The sequence below is a fragment of the Caulobacter sp. ErkDOM-C genome, from assembly GCF_048541825.1.
In the GTDB taxonomy this organism is placed as follows: Bacteria; Pseudomonadota; Alphaproteobacteria; order Caulobacterales; family Caulobacteraceae; genus Caulobacter.
Map to the genome: position 1 here is coordinate 774,173 of NZ_CP183332.1, position 21,997 is coordinate 796,169.

General features: G+C 63.2%; 16 protein-coding genes and 1 tRNA gene. 2 read left to right on the top strand and 15 right to left on the bottom strand.

Going from position 1 to position 21,997, the window contains the following annotated elements; all coding sequences use genetic code 11:
- Positions 1-3 precede the first annotated feature (3 nt).
- The 11 genes from ACN2C8_RS03695 to ACN2C8_RS03745 form a co-directional block, all read right to left on the bottom strand.
- Positions 4-1,089, bottom strand: coding sequence for a Gfo/Idh/MocA family protein (locus tag ACN2C8_RS03695; RefSeq protein ID WP_419254478.1), 1,086 nt, complete (start codon positions 1,087-1,089; stop codon positions 4-6).
- 19 nt (positions 1,090-1,108) lie between these two features.
- Positions 1,109-2,260, bottom strand: coding sequence for a DUF1972 domain-containing protein (locus ACN2C8_RS03700; protein ID WP_419254479.1), 1,152 nt, complete (start codon positions 2,258-2,260; stop codon positions 1,109-1,111).
- The gene (gene rfbA / locus ACN2C8_RS03705; RefSeq protein ID WP_419254480.1) at positions 2,247-3,122 is read right to left on the bottom strand and encodes a glucose-1-phosphate thymidylyltransferase RfbA; all 876 of its coding nucleotides are present in this window, start codon (positions 3,120-3,122) and stop codon (positions 2,247-2,249) included. The genes ACN2C8_RS03700 and rfbA overlap by 14 nt, the downstream gene beginning before the upstream one ends.
- Positions 3,119-4,021 (bottom strand): dTDP-4-dehydrorhamnose reductase, encoded by a 903-nt coding sequence (gene rfbD / locus ACN2C8_RS03710; RefSeq protein ID WP_419254481.1) that lies wholly within the window; start codon positions 4,019-4,021, stop codon positions 3,119-3,121. The genes rfbA and rfbD overlap by 4 nt, the downstream gene beginning before the upstream one ends.
- Positions 4,014-5,075 (bottom strand): dTDP-glucose 4,6-dehydratase, encoded by a 1,062-nt coding sequence (gene rfbB / locus ACN2C8_RS03715; protein WP_419254482.1) that lies wholly within the window; start codon positions 5,073-5,075, stop codon positions 4,014-4,016. Before rfbB ends, rfbD begins: the two co-directional genes overlap by 8 nt.
- An 11-nt stretch (positions 5,076-5,086) precedes the next feature.
- Positions 5,087-5,659, bottom strand: a complete 573-nt coding sequence (gene rfbC / locus ACN2C8_RS03720; RefSeq protein ID WP_419254483.1) for a dTDP-4-dehydrorhamnose 3,5-epimerase — start codon at positions 5,657-5,659, stop codon at positions 5,087-5,089.
- Between the two features lie 1,066 nt (positions 5,660-6,725).
- Positions 6,726-6,799, bottom strand: a tRNA-Cys gene (locus tag ACN2C8_RS03725).
- A 292-nt stretch (positions 6,800-7,091) separates the two neighbouring features.
- Complete coding sequence (locus ACN2C8_RS03730) at positions 7,092-8,051, bottom strand: LysR family transcriptional regulator (protein WP_419254484.1); 960 nt, start codon at positions 8,049-8,051, stop codon at positions 7,092-7,094.
- A 30-nt stretch (positions 8,052-8,081) separates the two neighbouring features.
- Positions 8,082-9,971 (bottom strand): CocE/NonD family hydrolase, encoded by a 1,890-nt coding sequence (locus ACN2C8_RS03735; RefSeq protein ID WP_419254485.1) that lies wholly within the window; start codon positions 9,969-9,971, stop codon positions 8,082-8,084.
- 91 nt (positions 9,972-10,062) lie between these two features.
- A complete protein-coding gene (locus tag ACN2C8_RS03740) occupies positions 10,063-12,942 on the bottom strand; it encodes a TonB-dependent receptor (RefSeq protein WP_419254486.1) in 2,880 nt (959 codons plus the stop codon).
- 231 nt (positions 12,943-13,173) lie between these two features.
- Positions 13,174-14,763: an AbgT family transporter gene (locus tag ACN2C8_RS03745; RefSeq protein WP_419254487.1), complete on the bottom strand. Its 1,590-nt coding sequence runs from the start codon at positions 14,761-14,763 to the stop codon at positions 13,174-13,176.
- A gap of 150 nt (positions 14,764-14,913) precedes the next feature.
- Between ACN2C8_RS03745 and ACN2C8_RS03750 the strand changes: the two genes are divergently transcribed.
- Complete coding sequence (locus ACN2C8_RS03750; RefSeq protein WP_419254488.1) at positions 14,914-16,017, top strand: CapA family protein; 1,104 nt, start codon at positions 14,914-14,916, stop codon at positions 16,015-16,017.
- 53 nt (positions 16,018-16,070) lie between these two features.
- Here the strand turns inward: ACN2C8_RS03750 and ACN2C8_RS03755 are convergent, their stop codons facing one another.
- Both ACN2C8_RS03755 and ACN2C8_RS03760 read right to left on the bottom strand, forming a co-directional pair.
- Positions 16,071-17,105 (bottom strand): alpha/beta hydrolase fold domain-containing protein, encoded by a 1,035-nt coding sequence (locus ACN2C8_RS03755; protein WP_419254489.1) that lies wholly within the window; start codon positions 17,103-17,105, stop codon positions 16,071-16,073.
- Positions 17,106-17,219: 114 nt separating this feature from the next.
- Positions 17,220-17,945 carry a DUF7168 domain-containing protein gene (locus ACN2C8_RS03760; RefSeq protein ID WP_419254490.1) on the bottom strand — a complete coding sequence of 242 codons (726 nt, stop codon included), beginning with the start codon at positions 17,943-17,945 and terminating at the stop codon, positions 17,220-17,222.
- 680 nt (positions 17,946-18,625) lie between these two features.
- Here ACN2C8_RS03760 and ACN2C8_RS03765 point away from each other — a divergent pair.
- Positions 18,626-19,066, top strand: coding sequence for a MucR family transcriptional regulator (locus ACN2C8_RS03765; protein WP_419254491.1), 441 nt, complete (start codon positions 18,626-18,628; stop codon positions 19,064-19,066).
- Positions 19,067-19,130: 64 nt separating this feature from the next.
- Here ACN2C8_RS03765 and ACN2C8_RS03770 read toward each other — a convergent pair whose 3' ends face one another.
- Both ACN2C8_RS03770 and ACN2C8_RS03775 read right to left on the bottom strand, forming a co-directional pair.
- Positions 19,131-19,682, bottom strand: coding sequence for an N-acetyltransferase family protein (locus ACN2C8_RS03770; RefSeq protein WP_419254492.1), 552 nt, complete (start codon positions 19,680-19,682; stop codon positions 19,131-19,133).
- 132 nt (positions 19,683-19,814) lie between these two features.
- A complete protein-coding gene (locus ACN2C8_RS03775; RefSeq protein WP_419254493.1) occupies positions 19,815-21,992 on the bottom strand; it encodes a S9 family peptidase in 2,178 nt (725 codons plus the stop codon).
- Positions 21,993-21,997: the final 5 nt, after the last annotated feature.

Here is a 21,997-nt window from a genome sequence, read left to right on the forward strand (position 1 = left end):
CCATCAAATCTTGAAAAAGCCGCGGCGCTTCGCCTTGGGCACCTGCGACGGCATTGCATTAGCGGCTAACGTGGGCCCGGCCTCGTCATCGGCGATCAGCATGGCGATCACACGGTCAGTGACAGCGGCGCTTTCGAACGAGTTTTCTCCGACCGAATGATTGGCGGTCGCGCGAACGAAGTGATCGAGCTGAGCAGAGTATTCTTCGCCACGCAGGTAGAACCAGACGTTGTCCGTGAGCTCGGTGATGTAGCGAGCAGTCCAGCCCTTGCCGTAGGCGGGCAGGTCCGGGTGAGGTTCGCGAAGGTAAACTTGCACCTCTTGCCGATCGACGAAGATCCGCCCGTTTGTGCCCCAGAAGGTAAGGCGGGTCGTCATCTTCCGATGCGAGTCATCGGACCAGTTCACCGACAACTGCACGCTCGGGCCGTCATCGAAAAAGAGCGTGGAGTAGACTTCGTCATCGGTATTGCCGGAGAAGATCTTATTAAGCTGGGTTCCGCCTACAGCGATCGGCTCGCCGAAATACCAGTTGAGCAGGTTGATCGGGTGAGCCGCATAGTCATAGAGACATCCGCCCCCCGACTTGCTTTGAGTTCTCCAGGTCGTGCCCTTCGCCTTTAGAACGACTGGGCCGTATGCCTCGGCTAGGACATGGCTGACGTTGCCGATCGCACCCTGGTCCAGCAGGCGCTTGACCTCCTGGAAAGTTCCAACGAAGCGGTAGTGATAGCCGACCTGATTGGTGACATTGTTCGCCTTTGCGAGGTCGGTGAGTTCCTGCGAGTCGCTTGGGGAGAGCGTGAAAGGCTTTTCGCAGAAGACCGCGATCCCCTTGGCGAGCGCCGCCTTGGCCATGCTCATATGCGCTGCCGATGGCGTTGCGAGAATGATCCCATCCAGCTGGACCTCGGACAACAACTTGTCGAAGTCAGTATAGGTTTTCAGGCCGGTATACTTAGCCAGGCCGTCAAGCATGTAGCCGGCGGTGTCGCAGACAGCGACAAGATCGACATCTGGGTGAGCCCGGATGATGGAGAGGTGGGATATGCCCATTTTGCCTAGGCCGACGACGGCAATGCGGACCATGTCTATTTTCTCCAAATGTTCAAACTGCGCTACTGGGCTTCGCAAAGCGCAGCAGGATTGCTTCGTATTGTGATGCAACGTGGTCCCAAGTGAATTCTTCAGCAAAACGTCGCAGCGCTGCTTCGCTCATGGCTTCAAGTTGCGCGGGATTTTTCAGGAGCGCCGAAATTGACGCCGCGAGGTCGTGCTCGTCCGTGAAATAGGTAGCAGCAGCCTGAGCGACCCAGCGATTGTAAACGTTTTCGTGCGCGAACACGGGATTGCCTGCAGCCATCGCCTCGACGAGTGAGGGATTGGTGCCTCCGACTGTGTGCCCGTGGAAATACCCTCTCGCATAAAAGCGAAGCGACGCCACCTTTGAACCATAGATCGGACCGACAAACCGTACATCTTCGCTAGCCGCCTGCTTCACCGCGACATGGTAGGGATCATCGCCCTCATAGTTGCCCAGAAGGACCAGCGCACTGCTCCGCCGCTCGGACGAAAAGGCGCGCACAATCTCCAGAACCGAATTTTCCGGTATTGGCCGCGCGATGAGCACGAAGTAGCCCTGCGGCTTGAGACCTAATTCGCGAACGATGGCATCCGACGGCGCATCGACCGGATCCGCGCCATAGGTCACGGTGCTGATCTTGCGTCCTGGTGCGCGCGTCAAAAGGTATTTGTGGATCGCCGGGTGGTCGGCGATCAGGTGATCGCCGAAAGCCGCCGCGAACCTTTCGTTGACGTAAAGGATCGCCTGACGAAGGAAACCCCAGCGCTTCCGTGACCATTCGATGCCATCCATATTGATGACATTGGCTATGCCCAGCATGCGTTGCCGAAAATTGAAAACGCCGGTGTTGTAACCGAACGTCAGGCAGACATCCCGGTAGCGGCAAGCGTGCGCGATGGATATCCAGTCGAACTTCGCTGTACCCAGCCAGCCTTTGTCTTCGACCCCGATGCTGACACGCTCAATGCCTTCCCAAGTGTCGTACGTGGTTTCACCGTTTTTGCCAGCTTGGCAGTAAACGATCACTCTCCAGCCTTGGCGCACTAGGTACTTGGCGATGTTCTCGGCGGCCGTTTCGAATCCACCATAGTTAGCCGGAACGCCATGGGTGCCGAGAATTCTGACCGTCCGGCGAGAGGCGACGGGTGCTGTAACCGCTGTACTATTGTCGATCATTGAGCACGACTTTTCGCAGGTATGCCCCGTACGCGGATTTACCGAGCTTAGTCGCCAGTGCCTGAAGTTGCTCTCTGTCAATAAAGCCTTTCTCGAACGCGACTTCTTCGGGACAGGCGATCTTGAAACCTTGGCGTCGTTCGAGGACGCCGACGAATTCAGCGGCTTCGAGAAGACTGTCGGGCGTCCCGGTGTCGAGCCACGTGTAGCCGCGCCCCATGATTTCGACCGAAAGCTTGTCGCGCTCCAGATAAACGCGATTTACATCTGTAATCTCTAACTCGCCGCGCGGAGAGGGCTTCAGGTCGCGCGCGATATCCACGACATCGGCATCGTAGAAATATAGGCCGGTGACGGCCCAGTTTGACTTGGGCTCGGCGGGCTTTTCCTCGATCGACTGAGCGCGCATTCGTTCATCGAACGCGACCACGCCATACCGTTCAGGATCATTGACGTGATAAGCGAAGACCGTGGCACCGCCTGTCCGGGTCATGGCGCTCGTAAAGAGATCGGTGATGCCGTGACCGTAAAAGATATTGTCGCCTAAGATTAGCGCAGAGGGACTGGCACCGACAAAGTCCGCACCGATTATGTATGCCTGCGCTAGGCCATCAGGGCTGGGCTGAACGGCATATTGGATCTCCATGCCCCATTGTGACCCGTCGCCGAGTAGAGCTTGAAAACTTGGAACGTCGCGCGGCGTTGAGATGATTAGTACTTCGCGGATGCCTGCCAGCATCAGCGTCGATAGCGGATAATAGATCATCGGCTTATCGTAGACCGGCATCAGTTGCTTGGAGGTGACAAGCGTCATGGGATGCAGGCGCGTGCCTGACCCGCCAGCTAGGATGATACCCTTCATGCGGAGACCCTTTCGGCGTGTAATTCTGAGATGATTTCCGCGACAGCGTCGTGCCAGGAGCGCGGAGTGATCTGATAGTCGCGAGTGAGCTTGGCCGTCGAGAGACGAGAGTTTGCGGGTCTACGCGCAGGGGTGGGATAGTCCGAGGTGCTAATCGCTTCGACTTCGGCCACAGGGGCGCCGTGCTTGGCATTGAGTGTGAATATCTCTTTTGCCAGGCCTGCCCAGGTTGTCTCGCCCGCGTTGACGAAATTGTAGATGCCTGTAGGGGCGCCAGGGTCCGCAATCATCTTAAGCGTGATGGTCTTGAGAGCTTTAGCGATATCTCTCGCGGAGGTGGGGCAACCATGCTGGTCGCCGACCACGCGCAACTGAGGGCGGTCTTCCGCAAGGCGCAACATTGTCTTGAGAAAGTTGGCGCGGTGAACGCTCAGCACCCATGCAGTACGGAGCACTACTGATCGCGGGTTGCCGCTGATGACCGCGAGTTCACCAGCCAACTTCGAAGCGCCATAGACGCCAAGAGGACCAACGGGGTCAGCCTCGACATATGCGCGGTCGGCCGAGCCGTCGAACACGTAGTCCGTTGACACCTGAATCAGAGGGATTCCCGCCTGGCCGGTTACTTCGGCTAGCACTGCCGGCCCCATAGCGTTCGCAGCGAACGCAGCTGAAACTTCCGTTTCGGCCCGGTCCACTGCCGTGTAGGCGCCTGAATTGATAACGGCCGAAAAAGGTATTTGCGCGAAGGCGGACTTCACCGAGGCGATGTCGCCCAGGTCAAGGTCCGCTCGCGAGGGCATGTGCAGAATGGCGCCCGCCGGCCACGGGGCACGCGCCAGTTCCAAACCAACCTGACCAGCGCCGCCCGTAATCAAAATGTGGATCGGCTCAACCATTGGCAGCGACGCCGAGGCGCTGGGTCGCGTATCGAGCGTCCAAGATATCCTGCCACCACTGCTGGTTTTCTAGATACCACGTCACCGTCCGCTCAATCCCCTCCTCGAAAGTGACTGACGGGGTCCAGCCGAGGTCCATCCGGATCTTTGAAGCATCGATGGCATAACGCTGATCGTGGCCAGGTCGATCGGTCACAAAGGTAATCTGGTCGCTATAGGCGCTCCCGTCTGCACGCGGCCGGAGGCGATCAAGGATCGAGCAAATAGCTTTCACGACCTCGATATTCTTGCGCTCTGCATTGCCCCCTACGTTGTAGGTTTCGCCAGGTGCACCGGTTTCAAAAACGGCTTGTAGAGCGCGCGCGTGGTCATCCACAAAGAGCCAATCGCGAACATTTGCGCCATCCCCATACACCGGCAACGGCTCTCCGTTCAAAGCGCGAATGATGATCAGGGGAATAAGCTTTTCTGGAAAGTGATACGGACCGTAGTTATTCGAGCAGTTGGTCACCAGCACTGGCAGGCCGTAAGTGTGGCCCCAGGCGCGGACAAGGTGATCTGAACCGGCTTTGGACGCCGAATAGGGCGAGCGCGGATCATAGGGCGTGGTTTCGGTGAAGAGCCCTTCATCGCCGAGGGAGCCGTAAACCTCGTCTGTAGAGATGTGATGAAACCGGAATGCTTCTTTTTCGGGCGCGGGCAGATCGCGCCAATAGGCCAAAGCTTGGTCTAGCATAACGAAGGTGCCAACCAGATTGGTCTGGATAAACGCCCCAGGTCCATCGATTGAGCGATCAACGTGGCTCTCTGCCGCCAAGTGAGCAATTACCTGCGGACGAAACTCCTCAATCGCCTTTGCCACCGCGTCCGCGTCGCAAATATCGGCCTGGACAAAGCGATAGCGATCGTTCGGAGCAACGGGATCAAGCGAGCTAAGCACCCCAGCATAGGTTAGTTTATCAAACACCATCACATCGTGGTCAGTGTGTTGAACAAGGCGGCGTACAAGTGCCGATCCGATAAAGCCGGCGCCGCCGGTGACCAGAATGCGCATTGGAGTCTCCGTCAAAGCTCGGGCAGGGGCTCGAGCGGCTGGCCGTCATATTCAAAGGGGCTATCGAATTCGGCCAGACTTGGAAGTTTTTCGTCTTTGTCGGAAAGCACCGCGCCACTTCCGGGCAAGGGCCATTCGATGGCGATCGTGGGGTCGTTCCAGATAATGCCGCCATCGGCTTGGGGTGCGTAGATTTTCGAAACCTTGTAGGCAACTTCAGTATTAGCCTCGAGTGTTACAAAGGCATGACCAAAGCCTACCGGCACATAGAGCTGATCGCCGTTCTCCTCTGTCAATTCTGCCGCAACGTATTTGCCGAAAGTCGGAGAACCGCGCCGCAGATCGACCGCGAAATCGAGGATTCTGCCCCGCACGCATCTAACTAACTTAGCTTGAGCGTAGGGCGGCCGTTGGAAATGGATTCCACGAATAGTGCCGACCGGTATTGAGAAAGACTGATTATCCTGAACGAAAGGCGTTTCGATCCCAAGCTCCAATAACCTTGGAGCCGAGTAGGTTTCGGAAAACCAGCCACGATCGTCTGAAAAACGATACGTTTTTACGCGCTGCACACCTACTGACATGAATCAGGCCCCCACCTGCACGACGTCCAAAATGTAAAGTCACACTCTGCGCTGCAATGCAGCATGCTCAACCGTCGGTCAAGGTTTCACCGCGCGCCTAAGAGCATATAGCCAAGGGTGCATAGCCGTTGCCTGGATGAACTGAGTGAGCGCCAAATTTCCCGGCTTTAGCCTAGGAGCATCTTGGCAAGGTTAGCACGGTTCAAAAATGGAGGCCGGGAACGGAATCAGGCCGTGTTGTGCGAATTTGCAATCCGCTGCGTAAACACTCCGCCACCGGCCTATCCAGGGCGATGCAAGGTCGGCCCAAACCTAGTCGCTTGGGGGGATAGCTACGCCGCCGCTGCAAGCCTCCTGCCAAAGTCTATCGTCCTTGCTTGCGACCCCGTGCACTCCTGTTTCTGTGGAAACATAGTAACGCTCGGGTTGTGTTGGCTGCGCCAGGCGCCGACCGCAAACCGCTTGCGATGGGAAACGAATAGCAATCTCGTTGTCAAACGCACTGGCTCCGCTGCCATCATCTAGCGCTGCGCGACCTCGATTTCGCAAGGCAGCAACCACGGGGTCAATCGACGCTGGCTCGTTCCTCTCTACCGACGTTGACGGCGGGACCTGCTGTCCACACGCTGCCAGCGACACAACAGCGAGGAGCAGGGGCAGTGTTAAACTAGTGTCACGCAAAAGTGGCGCGCTCCAAAATGGGCTGATGACTTGTTCACATGGGAGCAAAATATGATGCCTGCGAGGGCCGTGTTGGTTAGGCATGAGCATCCTCCTGTTGCGCTGAACGTCGGAAATTCTGAGGAAGCGCGCAATCGCTTATTCGATTTTTATCCGACCTTCATCATCCAGCGCTGCGAAGTGAAATGACGACCAACAATACTCGCGACGCTTAGTCATAACAGCCAAGGGTTAGACGTTTTCGCGGAAGGATGCATACCAGTTCTCGCGGCCTTTGACCGGTCAGAATCTTCACGTCGTCTGACTCTACGGCAGAGTCTAAAACGTAGCGCGAGTTTGGTGCAGACGATCATGACTGAGCCAAGTCTCTGAACATGGCGCAAGTTGGAGGCCCGGCCCGGAATCGAACCGGGGTGCACGGATTTGCAATCCGCTGCGTAACCACTCCGCCACCGGGCCATCCGGGTCAACGCAATCGAGCGTCGGCGAAGAGAGGGCGTTGGATACAGGAGCAGTTCTCAAGTCGCAACAGTCTCTTGCGCACTGAGCGTGCCGATGCGGAATTCCCTGGGCCGCCAGGTCTTCGAGCGCATGGACAAGGAACGAAGTAGCAGCAGGTTGTTGGTGCTGGCTACGGGTAGCGGATCACCGTCCGTCGGTTTGCGAAAAATCGTGCACTGCCGGTTATATAGTTGAATTAAAACGCCTTCGGCGCACCGAGCCGCGTGGACCCCGTGAACGACGAGGCTGGCTATTGGCCCTGCGGCGTCGCATCAGCCCCTTCAGTGCCGGCCGACTGTTTGTCGGGCCCCGGCCCCTGGCCCGGCGTGTCGAAATAGCCGCGCGCTTCCTCAAGCAGGGCGGCGGCCAGCCGGTTCATCGGCGCCAGGGCCGAGGTCATGAAGGCGTATTCGTGGAGGATCTGCGGGCGGAAGGTGCGCATCACCATGTCGCCGCGCACAAAGTTCTTGGCCATGAGCGCGTTGACGATGGCGATGCCGATCCCCTGGGCGGCGAAGGCGCAGGCTGAGCCGACCGTGTGGGTTTCCAGCTTGACGTCGGGCCGCACGCCGCGCTCGCGAAAGGCGTCGTCGATCTGGCGGCGCGACCAGGTGCCAAAGCCCAGCAGGACCAGGGGTTCGGCCCTTAGCAGTTCCGGCGTCAGGAACTCGTGCTTGGCCAAAGGATGTGTGCCGGGCAGCACGCAGACTGTCTCGCTGGCGGACAGGGTGAAGGTTGAGATGTCGGCGCGGTCCAGGGGCAGTTTGACAAAGCCGCAGTCGGCCGTGCGGTTGGCGACCATGTTGCGGGCGGTTTCGGTGCTGCGCGAGTCGATGCTGACCCGCACCTTGGGAAACCGGTCCAGGAACCGGGTCAGGATGGTCGACAGCACACCTTCTGACAGGCTGGGGGGCGCGACAATCTTCAGCAGGCCGGCATTGAAGGTGGCGATGTCGCGCACCAGGGCGTCGATGCGCTCCAGCCCGCCGAAGGCCAGGTCGACCTCCTCATAGATCATCAGGGCTTCGGGCGTGGGGCTCAGGCGACCCTTCTCGCGGTAGAACAGCTCAAAGCCGGCGTCCTGTTCCAGCTGGGCGATCAGGCGGCTGACGGCGGGCTGGGTCAGGCCCATGCGTCCCGCAGCGGCGGTGGCCGAACCGCTGAGCATGGTTTCGCGGAAGGCTTCCAGGCTGCGCAGGTTCAGTTTCAATCGATCGCTCCGCTTTCAGGCCCGGCGTTTCTACCGCGCCGTGACCGGCAGCCGCAGGCGCGAAGGCCGCGTCGCATCGACATAGACCCGATTTGTCGCCGCACGGGGAGTGCGTCCGTAGCCTTCGGGTTCGCCGGAGTTTGGATTGACGTCGAAATGGGGGAAGTTGCTGGAGGCGATGTCCAGTCTGATGCGATGGCCTTTCAGGAACAGGTTAGCGGTCGGGAAGGCCTCGATTTCGATCCGGTAGATCCCGCCCGGGGCCAGGCGGCTTTCGTGGCTGAAGCTCAGCCGGTAGCGCGCCCTGAGGATGCCGTGGGTCAGGTTCATGGCGAAGCCGTCGGGATAGTCTTCTGACGGGGGGTGGACATCGATCAGCTTGATCGTGAAGTCGGTGTCGACGCAGTCGGAGGCAATGAACAGTTCGGCGTGGATCGGGCCGACCACCTCGACATCGGCAGCCAGGGGCGGGGTCTGGAAGACCAGCACGTCGTCGCGGTCGGCCAGGGCGCGATAGGGGGCCTGGCAGCCGAAGACCCGCTGGTCCTCGCGCTGGTCAAAGGCGCCGGCCTCCATGACCGGCGCGCCTGAGGCTATGGCGCCGCCGATCGTGGGGACGGGGTTGCGCGGATCGTGCACATAGGCGCGGAAGGCTTCGGCGACCCCGGGCGGGGTGGTTGAGAGCGTCCCGTCGGCCTGCAGGAAATAGTCGGTGACGACCGATGAGGCCGGCGGCCAGGCCGTTTCGTCGCGCCAGTGTCCGCCGTGATCCAGCCGGCCTTCCGGCGTCTTGCGGCCCGATCCGCCGCCCATGACGAAAAGCTTGACCGGCGGCAAGGGATCGGGACCCGGCGACGGCTTCAGCCAGGCGTCGAACCAGGCCAGCCGCAGGGCGACATAGTTTTCGGCCAAGGCGCCATCAAGCGGCGCTTCGGGGCCAAAATCCACATCGCCGGCGTGGCTGACTGAGCGCTGGCCGTGGGTCCAGGGACCCAGCACCAGCTTGACCGGTGAGGATTTGCCAGCCGACAGCGCCAGATAGTTCTGCGTTGCGGTCAGGGCGTAGGGGTCGAACCAGCTGCTCATATGCACCATCGGCACATCGGCATAGACGTCATAGGCACCGCGCGCATAGAGGCCGGTCTGGGTCCAGTAGGGGCCAAACAGGCCGTTGCGCCACTGATCCAGCAGGTACTTTTCGTATTCGGGCGCCGCGCTCAGGGGGGAGGCGCCCTCGCTCCAGGGCATGTGCGCGAACCAGGCCTTCAGGTCCTGCGCCAGCAGGGCCTTGCGCCTTGCGGGATCGGCCGCTGTGGCGGGGCTCAGCAGGGCGTGCTTGTAGGCCCAGGTCGCCTGTTTCAGCTCGAACGCCCCGCCCTGCCGGATGCCCGAATGGTAGGCGCTGGAAAAGCCGCCGGAATCCAGGAACATCGCCGCCAGGGCTGGTGGGTTCAGGCAGGCCAGGGCGCTCTGGGTATGGGCGCCGTAGGACAGGCCCAGCGTTCCCACCTGGCCGTTGCACCACGGCTGCCCGGCCAGCCATTCGAGGGTGTCGAAACCATCCTCGCCCTCGGCCAGATACTTCTCGAACACGCCTTCAGAGGCGTAACGGCCGCGACAATCCTGCAGGGCCACCACATAGCCGCCGCGCACGAACTGAACCGCCAGTTCGGGCTTGGAACGCGGCTCGGGATCATCGCGGGTGCGGTCGCCGTGGTTGACGCCCAGCTTGTCATAGGGCGTGCGCTCAAGCAGCACCGGCAGAGGCCACTGGACCGGCACGCCGTCGATGGCGGGGCGATAGATGTCGGTGGCCAGGCGCACACCGTCGCGCAGGGTGACCATCACGTCGCGGGTCACATGCACATCGTCGGGCAGGGCGAAGGGGCCGCACGATGGCCGGCGGGAACCGTCGCTCATGGCCGGGGTCTTTGGAGGGGGGCCATCGCGGCGGTCCTTCAAGGCGGGCTGCGATGGGAGGGAAGCGACTGACGCCTCCCTCCACGCGATCCTAGAACTTGGCCGAGACGCGGACGTACATGTACCGGCCGCGGGCGTCATAGGTGTAGATGTCGTAGTTGATCGGGGCGTTGGCGTAGGACGCGGGCGGGGCCTCGTCGAACACGTTGCTGACCCCGACGCTGACGGCCGTGTCATAGGCGTTGAAGGCGTAGCCGGCTTCCAGGTCGTTGTAGAAGATGGCGTCGGTCTTGGGCCCCTTGACCGCATTGGCGACGTCGGTGGTGTCGCCGATATAGCGGCCGCGCCACAGGGCGTTCCACGATCCCAGGCTCCAGGTCAGCGAGGCCTGACCCTTCCAGTGCGGATAGGTCGACCGGGGCTGGTCGCCCTTGCCGGCCCGTTCGTCGACAATCGGCGCGCCGCCCGTCGGGTTGGGGCTCGTGGTCTTGAAGGTGTCCAGATAGGAGGTGTCGAGTACGGCGGCGAAGCGACCGATGTCCGTGCCGAACTCGTAGCGGATCGTGGTGTCGATGCCTGAGGTCTCGATCTCGGCCAGGTTCTGGGCGCCCTGCAACAGGTTGGTGATAGCGCCCGTTGACGCGTCGCGGGTCACCAGACCGCAGAACACGCCGCCCTGCTGGGCGCACAGGTTGAGGATCTGGGTGGCCGACTGCGAGGCGATCGCGTCCTTCACCTTGATCTGGTACCAGTCGACCGTGGCGCTGAGGCCCGGCGCAAAGCGCGGCTTGACGGCGAGGCCGAAGCTGTAGGTGTCGGCGGTTTCGGCCTTCAGCTTGGTGTTGCCTGAAATGGTGCCGGCGATCAGGCCGTTCAGATTGTAGTTGGCCTGGTTATAGCCGGTGGGCACGCCCACGCAGCCGGGCTTGGCCGCATTGGCCGAAGCGCCGCCGTTGCAGGGATCGACGCCCTGGAAGCTGGTCTGGCGACCGCCCTGATAGAGCTCGAGGATCGAAGGGGCGCGGAAGCCCTGCGAATAGGTGCCGCGCACCAGGATGTCCTCAATCGGGCGCCAGCCGACGCCGATCTTGCCGGTGCTGTCGCCGCCGACGGTGTCGTAGTCAGAATAGCGCAGGGCCAGGCTGACATCGAGGCTCTTGGCCAGCGGCATGTCTTTCAGCAGCGGGATGGCGGCTTCGACATAGGCTTCGTTCAGGCTGTACTCGCCGCGGGTGGCGGTGCGGGTCTGGCCGGTGGTGGTGGTGTTGCTGGCGAAGGTCGAACCCGAGGCGGGCGTCGGGATGTTGGTCGGCAGGGCGTTGACGAAGGCGTCGGGGTTGTCGACGGCCTTGTTGGTGCGGTGCTCGACGCCGGCGGCGATGGCCAGCGGGCCGGCTGGCAGCTGGAACAGCTCGCCGGTGATGTTGGCGGTGACGTCATAGATAGAGGTGCTGTTGGACTCCACCACCGTGTAGCGGATGTAGTCGGCCTGGGCGGCCGTCATCGGCGCGAACAGGTTGATGGGCACGCACCCGGCGGTCGTGGCGCAGGCGGCACCCAGGCCCAGGGCCAGCTTGTCGTAATTGACGCCGTTCAGGGCCTGCGAATTGATCTTGTTCTTCGAATAGAGGCCGTAGATGTCCCAGTTCCAGTCACGGCCAAACAGCTTGACTGAGCCATCCAGGCCGCCCGCGACCCGCATGGTCTTGACGTCCTGCACGTTGTCGCGATTGCCGACCTGCGTCATCACCTTGCGGATGCGCCAGGCTTGGTTGGCGGCGAAGCCGATCGCGTTGGCCGTGGGCACGCCATTGGCTGTGCCGAACGGGTTGAAGGCCTGGCTGTTGGGGATGGCGAAGCCGCGGATCGTGCCGGACGTGCCGCCGATGTCCAGCTGGACGGGCGAGAACAGCTGGTCGGACTTGCGCTGGTTATACAGCCCTTCGACCTTCAGGCGGACATTGTCGGTCAGGTCGGCGGTATAGCGGGTGTAGATGCCGTAGCGCTCGCTGGGACCGGCCGAATAGATGCCCTGGGCCTGGGTGTTGAAGTAGTCGCCGGGCAGGGCGGCGGTGTGGAAGGCGTTGTCGGCCTGGCTGCCCGCGCCGATCGTCGCGCCGGCATTGAAGACGACCGGGGCGGTCGAGGCGGCAAAGCCTGTTGCCGTCCCGAAATAGGCGTTGTTGGACAGGCCCGGCAGGATGAACAGGCCGTTGGGGCTGGTGCCGACAGCGGTGGCCGGAACCAGGGTGACCCGGGTCAGGTCGCGATCCGAGGTCAGGATCGGCTTGTCTTTCACGTAGCTCAGCGAGACCAGCAGGGCGCTGCTGTCGAAGCGCTTGCCGAAATTGACCACGCCCGAATATTGCTGGCCGTCGCCCTCGGAACTGACCCCGTACTTGGCCTGGGCCTTGATGCCGTCGAAGTCGCGGGCGGTCTTGATGTTGACGACGCCGGCGATGGCGTCCGAACCATAGATGGCCGAAGCGCCGTCCTTCAGCACCTCAAGGCCTTCGATCATGCCCAGGGGCATGGTGTTGAGGTCGACGAAGTCGCGGAAGCCGCGCTGGCCGACGCCGTCGACCCAGCGGTGGCCATCGACCAGCACCAGCACGCGATTGCCGCTGCCCTCGGCGCCGCCCAGATAGCGCAGGTTGATCGAGCTGGCGCCGTAGGAGGTGCCTTGGGTGCCGTTGCTGCTGAGGCTGACGCCGGCCGACGGCAGCTTTTGCAGCAGCTCGCCCACCGAACCCGCGCCGGAATTTTTGATGTCGGCTTCGGTGAGGGTGGTGACGACGCCGACGCCGTCGGCGTCCTTGCGCTGGATGCGCGAGCCGGTGACGACGATTTCCTCGACGGTGGTGTCTGCTGCCGACGTGGCGGTCTGGGCGAAGACCGGCGTCGCGACGCAGGTCAGCAAGGCCGCATAGGCGGTTCCGGCGCAGAGCGCGCGCACGTTCAAGGCCTGCATGGATCAATTCCCCTCTGTCGCCGACTTCGTCCTGCGCCGACCGCGCAAGACCCCCTGCCGACGGTTAAGCGTAGGAGGCGCGTCTTCGACGGCGCAACGCCATTGCGGTTTCTGATCGGGCCATGCGTGGGCCGTATGACCCTGTTATGCGACGGCGGCCGCAAACGCGGGCAACCGCGCCCTTGTTGAGGGCGCGGTTGCCTGTCGGAACGGTGCCGTCGCCACGCTAGATCAAGGGATGATCGGCGCGCTGGCGGCGGGCGGCAGGGTGTAGACGCCAGAAGCTCCCGGCCCGACCGGCAGCTTGAAACCGACGAAGACCAGCACCAGCAAAACGCCGCCGGCCATGAAGCCCAAGCAGTAGGGCAGCATCAGCGCGATCATCGAGCCGACGCCGAACTGCGGTCGCCATCGCTGGCACAGGATCAGCACCAGCGGGAAGTTGGAGGCCAGGGGCGTGACGATGTTGAAGATCGAGTCGCCCATCCGGTAGGCGGCGGTGGTCATTTCCGGCGAAATGCCCAGCAGCATCATCATCGGCACCACGACCGGGGCCATGGCGCTCCATTTGGCTGAGGCGGAACCGATCACCAGATCCAGTCCTGAGGACATGGCCAGCAGGGAGACCAGCAGCGCCGGCTTGGGCAGGCCGATGCCTTGCAGCATCTCCGCGCCTTTGACCGCCAGTACCGGTCCCAGCTTTGACCAGCCGAACATCGCCACGAAGTGGGCGGCGAAGAAGGCCAGGACCAGATAGGGGGCCATGTCCTTCATGCCCTGACCCATCATCGACACCACGTCGCGATGGGAGCGGATCGCGCCGGTCGCTGAGCCGTAGGCCCAGCCGCTGGCCAGGAACAGCAGCATGAACGCTGCGATCAGCGACTGGTAGAAGGGCGTCATCCTGCGGGGCCCGACGGCCTCCTCGTCAAACAGCGGTGTGAAGCCCGGCCACAGGGTCAGGGCCGCAAACAGGGCGATGATCACCAGGGCGGCGATCCCGGCGCGGCGCAGACCGCGACGCTGGGGCTCTCCCAGGGCGTCCAGGCTGACCCCGGCCTGCGCCATGGCCGCCTCGTCGGCGCGCCAGGGGCCCAGGCGCGGCTCGACGATCCTGTCTGTGACGAACCAGGCGATGGGCGTGAACAGGATCCCGATCGACAGGGTGAACCACCAGTTGCCCAGCGGGTTCATCACGAAATTCGGATCGATCAGCTTTGCGGCCGGTTCGGTGATCCCCAGGATCAGCACATCGAACTGTCCTGGCAGGATGTTGCCGGCGAAGGCGCCGGAAATGCCGGCATAGGCGATGGCGATCCCGGCCAAGGGATGACGCCCGCTCTCGGCATAGATCAGGGCGGACAGGGGGATCAGCACCACATAGGCGGCGTCTGAGGCGTGATGCGACATCAGGCCGATCAGGAAGATCGCCGGGGTCAGCACCTTGCGCGGCAGCTTGCGGACCGCGTCACCCAGCAGGGCGCTGAACAGGCCGGTGCGCTCGGCGATCGCTGCGCCCAGCATGACGACCAGCACCAGACCCAGGGGCGGAAAACCGGTGAGGGTGTCGGGCATTTCAACCAGCAGCTTGGCCAGATTGGCTTCCGACAGCAGGCTCTGGGTCTTCAGATGCGCGCCGGTGACCGGGTTGACCGCACTCCAGCCGGCTGCGCTGGCGATCACCGACATCACCATCAGGATGGCGATGCAGAAGGCGAAGATCAGGACCGGATCGGGAAGGGCGTCGCCGATCTTCTCAATGCGATCCAGCAGGCGCGGCCCCCGGCCAGCAGCCGGGTCGCGCGGATCTTCAGTCGTCATGGTCGAAAGTCCCCCGTTGCAGCGAGCCTTGCAGGCGGCTGGTCGCCTTACAACCGCATAGCGGCAAGGCATCGGGCCATTCGTCAAAGGCATGACCTAGTCGCCTTTCAGCCGGTCTCTTATGGTCTGGTAGAGCCGGGAGCCCCAAAAATGCATCGCAGAGAGTTCCTGGCGACCGCTTTGGCGGGGGTAGCCTCGCCGGTCATGGCGGCAACGACGGACCTGAGGCTGACCCTGCTGGGCCAGGCGCTGATCGAGCACGACGTTGCCCCTGAAGGTTGGCCCGAGCGTTCCGACCTGGCGGCGCGGCTGGCTAGCGCCGACGCCGGCTTCACCAATCTGGAAACGGTGATCCGCGGGCCCCGGGCCGGCGCACCGACGCGGGAGCTTCTGACGCTGCACGCCGCCGGTCCTGAGGTAATCGAAACGCTCAAGGCGATGAACGTCACCCTGGCCGCCACCGCCAATAACCACGCCTTCGACCTGGGTACGGGCGGGATCCTCGACACCCTGGCAGCGCTGCGGGCTTCAGGCCTGCCTTCGGCCGGGACGGGCGAGGATCTGGCCCGGGCCACCGCGCCGGCCTATCACCAGACGCCGCACGGTGCGGTGGCGCTGGTCGCCTGCGCCACCGGCAAGGTGCGGGAGGGTGGCGCGGCGACGCCCACGCGCGCCGGCGTCAATGAGGTTCGCCGCGACGCCAGCGGGCAGGTCGCGGCGGCCGATGCGATCCGGGTGCTTGACGCCCTGTCGGACGCGGCGCGCCGGGCGGATGTGGTCATCGCCTATCAGCATAATCACGACTGGGAGCCGGACATGGCTATGGTTCCCGACTGGCAAAGGACCTTTGCCAAGCGCTGTGTCGATGCCGGCGCCTCAGTGTTTGTCGGTCACGGCGCGCCCCTGCTGCAGGGGATGGAAGTCTATCGCGGCGCGCCGGTGTTCTATGGCCTGGGCAATTTCATCTTCCAGACCGAAAAGCCGCCCGGCGCCTATCCGCCCGAGGCCTGGGAAGGCGTGCTGGTCGAGTGCACGTTCAGGGCGCGGCGGTGTCGGTCGGTCAGGCTGGTCCCGATCCGCATGAATGAGATCGGCAGGGCCGGGCCGGGCGACATGGCGACGCGCGGCATGCCGGGTCTTGCCGATGGCGCGCAGGCCCGGGCCATACTGCAGCGCGTTGCGGACCGCAGCCGGCCCCTGGGCGGGCGTCTGCTGATCGATGGTCGCGGCTATGCCGAGGTTCAGGGTCTTTGAGCGTAGCGGCGGCCTGGTTGTCGTCCAGGCCCCCTCGCAAGCGCCTGCCTTTGTTACCGGGCGCAGAAATTGGCGATGTCGCTGGCGGTGTCGCGGCTGATGTCCGGGCAGCAGATCGGGAAGATTTCCGTGCCATGGATGGTGCCCATCACCTGGCGGCAGCGGGCGCTGACGCCGGCCGCCATCAGGCGCCGGTAGAAGGCGATGCCTTCATCGCGCAGCGGATCACATTCATTGACGCTGATCACGACAGGCGGCAGGCCACGTAGGTCTTCAAGGGTCGCGAAACCCGGCCAGGCCAGCGGATTGCGGGCCTCGAACGCCTCGATGCCATAGGCCATGGCGCCCCGGTTGTTGTGCAGTTGCAGCAGGATGCCGTTGTTCTCCGTCGAGGACGGGTGCTCGTCCAGCGGCCACTTGCCGGCGATATAGGGGCACAGGGCATAGAGGCCGGTGATCAGATTAAGATCGCCGTCGGCCTTGAGCTTCAAGCCGGTCGCCAGGGTCAGGTTGCCGCCGCCGCTTTCGCCCGCGATGATGATCCGGGCAGGGTCGATGTTCAGGGCCGCGCTATTGGCGTGAACCCATTTTAGGCCCGAAACGCAATCGTTCAGTCCGGCTGGGAACGGCGCCACCTCGCTGACGGAGGAGGGCAGGGTCGCATTGCGGAAATCGACCATGGCCACCGCTACGCCACGGGCGGCAATGATCCGGCCCCAGGCGCGATAATTGCCGTCAAAGCACGACAGGCGCTCCATGCCGCCGCCATGGATATAGTAGACGCAAGGCAGGCACTCATCCGTATCAGGGCGGATGAACTGGATGTTGATCAGGTTGCCGTCGGGCGTTGAAGCGACCTGCTCGGTCCTCGTGACTAGTCCTGTCGACGGTGCCACCACTTCATTGTCGCACATGTCCAGAAAGGCCTTCAGGCCAGCCGCAGAGGCCAGGGCCTGCGGGCTGCACTCCTGGGCCAGCAGTTCCGCACGGCTGGCGACGTCGCCGGCGCCGATGCCAAATTCGGCGGCCCCGAAGATCGCCTTGATGCGCGGGTCAATGCGGGGGTCTTCGGCGATCTTGGAGGCCATGGGAGATCCTGGTCTTGAGGTTGGGTTTGGGACTAATGCGACGCGGTAGAGACGGCCTGGCCCAGAAGCCCAGCCTGCCCGCCGTCCCAGGGAATGGCAAGGCGCGCCCGACGGCTATGAGCCGTCGCGTTTTCCGATAACGGGATGGAGGGCCAGGGACGCGCCTGCCGCGCCGCCGGCGTCATAGGCGTCTGGCGATACGGTGCGGTTTGCGCGACGCACGGTCGTGAGTTTCAGATCGAGCCGGTCGAGTTCGGCCTGGACGACCGAGGCCTTGAGGACCACCAGATCACGTCCGGTCCCGTGATTGGTCTGGTCGCGCTGAGCCTTCATCGCGGTCAGTTTGGCCGCGATCGAGGTGATCATGCCCAGGGTGAAGGACCCATTGACCAGGTGTCGGTCCTGGTGGCGGAACCGCTGGTAGTCGGCGCTGGTCTTGTAGCGGCCCAGCTCAGAGCGGACGGCCATATCGACCAGTTCGGTCAGGCAGTGCGCGACCTCGACATCGGAGCGCAGGCCAAAGAAAACGAATCGCGGCTCGCCGGCCGGGGTTTTCTCGCGCCAGACCCGGCAATCGCAAAAGGCCGCGATGGCCCCGATGCAGCCGTCCAGCGGGATGCGCTTGTTGCGCCGGGTCTCATATTCGCGCCGCTCGCAGGGCGAATCACGGATTTCGACATCGGTCAGCGACAGGTCGTGGCGATCAAGCAGTTCGGCGACCTTGGCGGCGGCCGACAGCGCTTCGGCTTCGGTGCAGCCGTTTTCCGTGGTCTTGGCCCGCAGGCCCTGGATGCGCGTTCTGAGCCTGTCCAGCGCGGCGAGATCGGACTTTTCGGTCAAGGATCGATCCCGAATCAATCGACGTGGCGCCGACAGCAGCGCCTGCCCGGCAGGTCTACCAGAGCCGCCGCGCCCGGGGGCGGAAGATGCGGGCCCCCAGGTTTTACACGCCTGGCGTGTGGCCCGTCACCGGGGTGATTCGCAGCCCACGCCGGCGGGCTTTTCGCGGCGTCCGGCAGGGTCGTAGACTTTTACGAGGGGCCTGTAAGTCATTGATTTTGCTGAATCGCGATTGTAAAAAAATCTGGCTAAGTCCTTATGGACACTGCACTAATTCGCGATTTTGGTACCGTCGTTCTAGGTTCGAGTCCTGGTTCCCCAGCCATGAATCCCCCCTCCTTTGAGACGCATCACGGCCTTCGCCGCCCTGTGTCGCTGCGACTGCAGCGCGCGCCCGGCGCGCCTGCCTGCTGTGCGCGCATGTATCGATTCTCGATGTTGCAAGTTGAGTGACTGGTTTAGGTGAGGCCATCGGTCGAATTGCGTTACATTTGCAGCCAAGCGTGGCTGCCCGCCTCAGATCGTGATCACGATTTGCGATAAATCGCTCTCTATCGCGCCGCCCGGGACAGAAAAGACCCGCCAGAGAGCCGCTCTAAGACCCAATTTGGTCTAATCACTATTTGTATTCCAACGTAGGGGGTGTATTTCCAAATCAAAGCATGATTGGAGACGTTATCGTGGAAGACAAAGCCTCGCTCATCGAGTTGACTGCGGAAATCGTGGCCAACTATGTCGCGAATAATATCACGCCGGTATCCGAACTGCCGGCTCTGATTCGCGCCACGCATGACGCCCTTGCTGGTATTGGTTCGCCGGAAGCTCCTGTTGTCGAGGCTGTTACGAAGGCTACTTCGGCGCAGATTCGAAAGAGCATCACGCCGGACGCTTTGATCAGCTTCGAAGACGGCAAGCCGTACAAGACCCTGAAGCGCCACCTGACTACGCACGGCATGACCGTTGCCGAATACAAGGCCAAGTGGGGCCTGCCCAACGACTATCCTACGACCGCGCCCGCCTATAGCGAAGCCCGCTCGGCCATGGCCAAGGCCCTGGGCCTGGGTCAGGGCGGCCGCAAGGCCAAGAGCCCGGCCAAGGCGCCGCGCGCCCGCAAGGCGTAAGGCTTCGGTTCATCGAATACTGAAAAGGGCCGGCGTTGCGCCGGCCCTTTTTTGCGTCTGAGGATCAGACGCCGCTCAGGGCCAGACCCGGCGAGTCGGGCTGGCGTTCGCCGCCTCCGTTCAGGGGGCGCTGCATCCAGACCAGATCCACCCAGCGGCCGAACTTGTGGCCCATGGCCGGAAAGGCTCCGTACTGGGTAAAGCCCATGGCCGCGTGCAGGCCGATGGAAGCTTCATTGCCGCTGTCGCCGATCACCGCGCACATTTGGCGCAGGCCCAGGGCCTCGCAGGCTTGGATCAGCGCGGCCAGCAGGGCGCGGCCCACGCCCTGTCCCACGGCGTCTGGCGAAACATAGACGCTGTCCTCGACCGTGTAGCGATAGGCGGCGCGCAAGCGAAACGGACCGGCATAGGCATAGCCCAGCACCACGCCGTCCCGTTCGGCGACCAGATAGGGCAGGCCGCGATCGAGGAACGCGGCGCGGCGACGGGCCATCTCATCGGCGGCCGGCGGGTCTTCCTCAAAGGTGCCCAGGCCGTTGCAAACGTTCCAGGCGTAAATCGCGGTAATGGCCGGCAGGTCGGCGTCGGTGGAGGGGCGGACGGTGAGGGTCATCTTAGAGGCTCTCCCGCTGGGGGAGTTGTCGCGGAGCGATTGAGGGGGAGAGCTGGGCGTAGGCCGCCCTGACCCCCTCCGGCCCTCTGGGCCACGTCCCCCAGAGGGAGAGGATCTTCGTCGCGAGCACCCTTAAGCCTCCCAACCCTTGTCGACCGCCCAGACCGCGAAGGCGTAGTCCAGGGCGATCTCCTTGAGGAAGTCGAACCGGCCCGAGGCCCCGCCATGGCCGGCGTCCATGTTGATCTTCAAGAGGACGGGCCGGCCGCTGGTGCTGGCCGGGCGCAGCTTGGCCACCCACTTTTCGGGCTCCCAGTAGGTGACGCGCGGGTCCGACAGGCCGCCCGTGGCCAGCACGGCCGGATAGGGCTTGGCCGCGACATTGTCATAGGGCGAATAGCTGGCGATGTAGTCATAGGCCGCCGCGTCCTCCAGCGGATTGCCCCATTCGGGCCATTCGGGCGGGGTCAGCGGCAGGGTGACGTCGCTCATGGTGTTGACCACGTCGACGAACGGCACCGCGGCGATGATCCCGGCGAACAGGTCGGGCCGCATGTTGGTGATCGCCCCCATCAGCAGGCCGCCGGCCGAGCCGCCATAGGCCACCGTGTTGGCGGGCTTGCCATAGCCGGCGCCATGCAGGTGTTCGGCGCAGGCGATGAAGTCGGTGAAGGTGTTCTTCTTCTTGTCCTTCTTGCCGTCGAGGAACCAGCTCCAGCCCTTTTCCGAGCCGCCGCGCGGGCAGGCCGTGGCCCAGATCCAGCCGCGATCCACCAGCGAGAAATTGCGGATCGAGAAGCTGGCCTCCATCGAGATGCCGTAGCTGCCGTAGCCGTAGAGGAGCAGCGGGGCCGAGCCGTCCAGCTTTGTGCCCTTTTTCATCAGGATGAAGACCGGCACCTCTGTCCCATCGCTGTCCTTGGCGTTCAGGCGGCGGGTCTCGTACTGGCTGGGATCGTGGCCCGAGGGGATTTCCTGGGTCTTGCGCAGGGTCCGCTCGCGCGTCGCCATGTCATAGTCGAACCACTGCCGGGGCGTGGTCATCGAGTTGTAGACGAAGCGCACCGTGGTGGTGTCGTACTCGTAGCCGCCCTCCAGGCTCAGCGCATAGGCCGCCTCGTCGAAGTCGACGACGTGCTCCTCGCCAGCTTTCGCCGTGATGACGATGCGGTTGACCGCGTCCACCTTTTCCAGCCGCGCGAAGTGGTTCTGGAAGGCGATCATGCCGACGATCAGCCGGCCGGGCGTGTGGGCCACCCAGTCCTTCCAGTGGGCCTTGCCCGGCGTGGCTTCGGGCGCGGTGACCAGCTTCCAGTCGACGGCGCCGTCGGCGTTGGTGCGGATCACGAAATGGTCGTTCCAGTGGTCCAGCTCATAGCGCAGGCCGACCTGGCGCGGCTCGACGACCGCTGGCTTTGCGGTCGGATCGCTGGCCGGGATCAGCAGGTTTTCGCTGGTCTCCTGGTTGCCGCAGCTGATGACGATGAACTTCTCGGACGACACCGTGCCGACGCCGATGAAGAAGCCTTCGTCGGGTTCGTCATAGATCAGCACATCGTCCTTGGCGCCGCCGCGCGCCGGGCGGCGGTGGATGCGGGCCGGGCGGCCGTTATCGTCCCGGAACGTCCAGAACAGCCACTGGCTATCGGGCGAGAAGCAGAAGTCGCCGGTGGTGCTCTCAACGGGGCTTTCCAGTACCGCGCCGGTCGCCAGGTCCTTGACGTGGATGCGATAGACTTCGGAGCCCTGCTCATCGATCGCGAAGGCATAGAGCTTGTGGTCCGGCGAGTGGCTGGCGGCCCCGACCTGGTAGAAGGCCTTGCCCTTGGACTCGGCCTCTTCGTCCAGCAGGATCTGCTCGGCCCCGCCGCCCTTGGGCTTGCGGGCGTGGATCGGATGCTGCGCGCCAGCCTCGAAGCGGGTGTAGTATTCCCACGCGCCGTCGGGGGCGGGGACGGAGGCGTCGTCCTGCTTGATGCGGCCCTTCATCTCCTCGAACATCGCCGTCTGCAGCGTCTCGGTCGAGGCCAGCATGGCCTGGGTGTAGGCGTTCTCGGCGGTCAGGTGTTCCTTGACGTCGGCCTTGATCAGCGACGGGTCGCGCAGGACTTTTTGCCAGTTGTCGTCCTTCATCCACGCATAGTCGTCGGTCCGCACCCGGCCCAGCTGCTCGATGCGCTTGGGCTCCTTCTTGGCGACGGGCGGGACGGGGCGAGCGGCTTTGGATGCGGACATGGAGATCCCGGGAATGAAAACTGGACTGGACGTAAGCACGGCGGCCGCGCTCGTCATCATCTGACGTCGGTTCATGATGC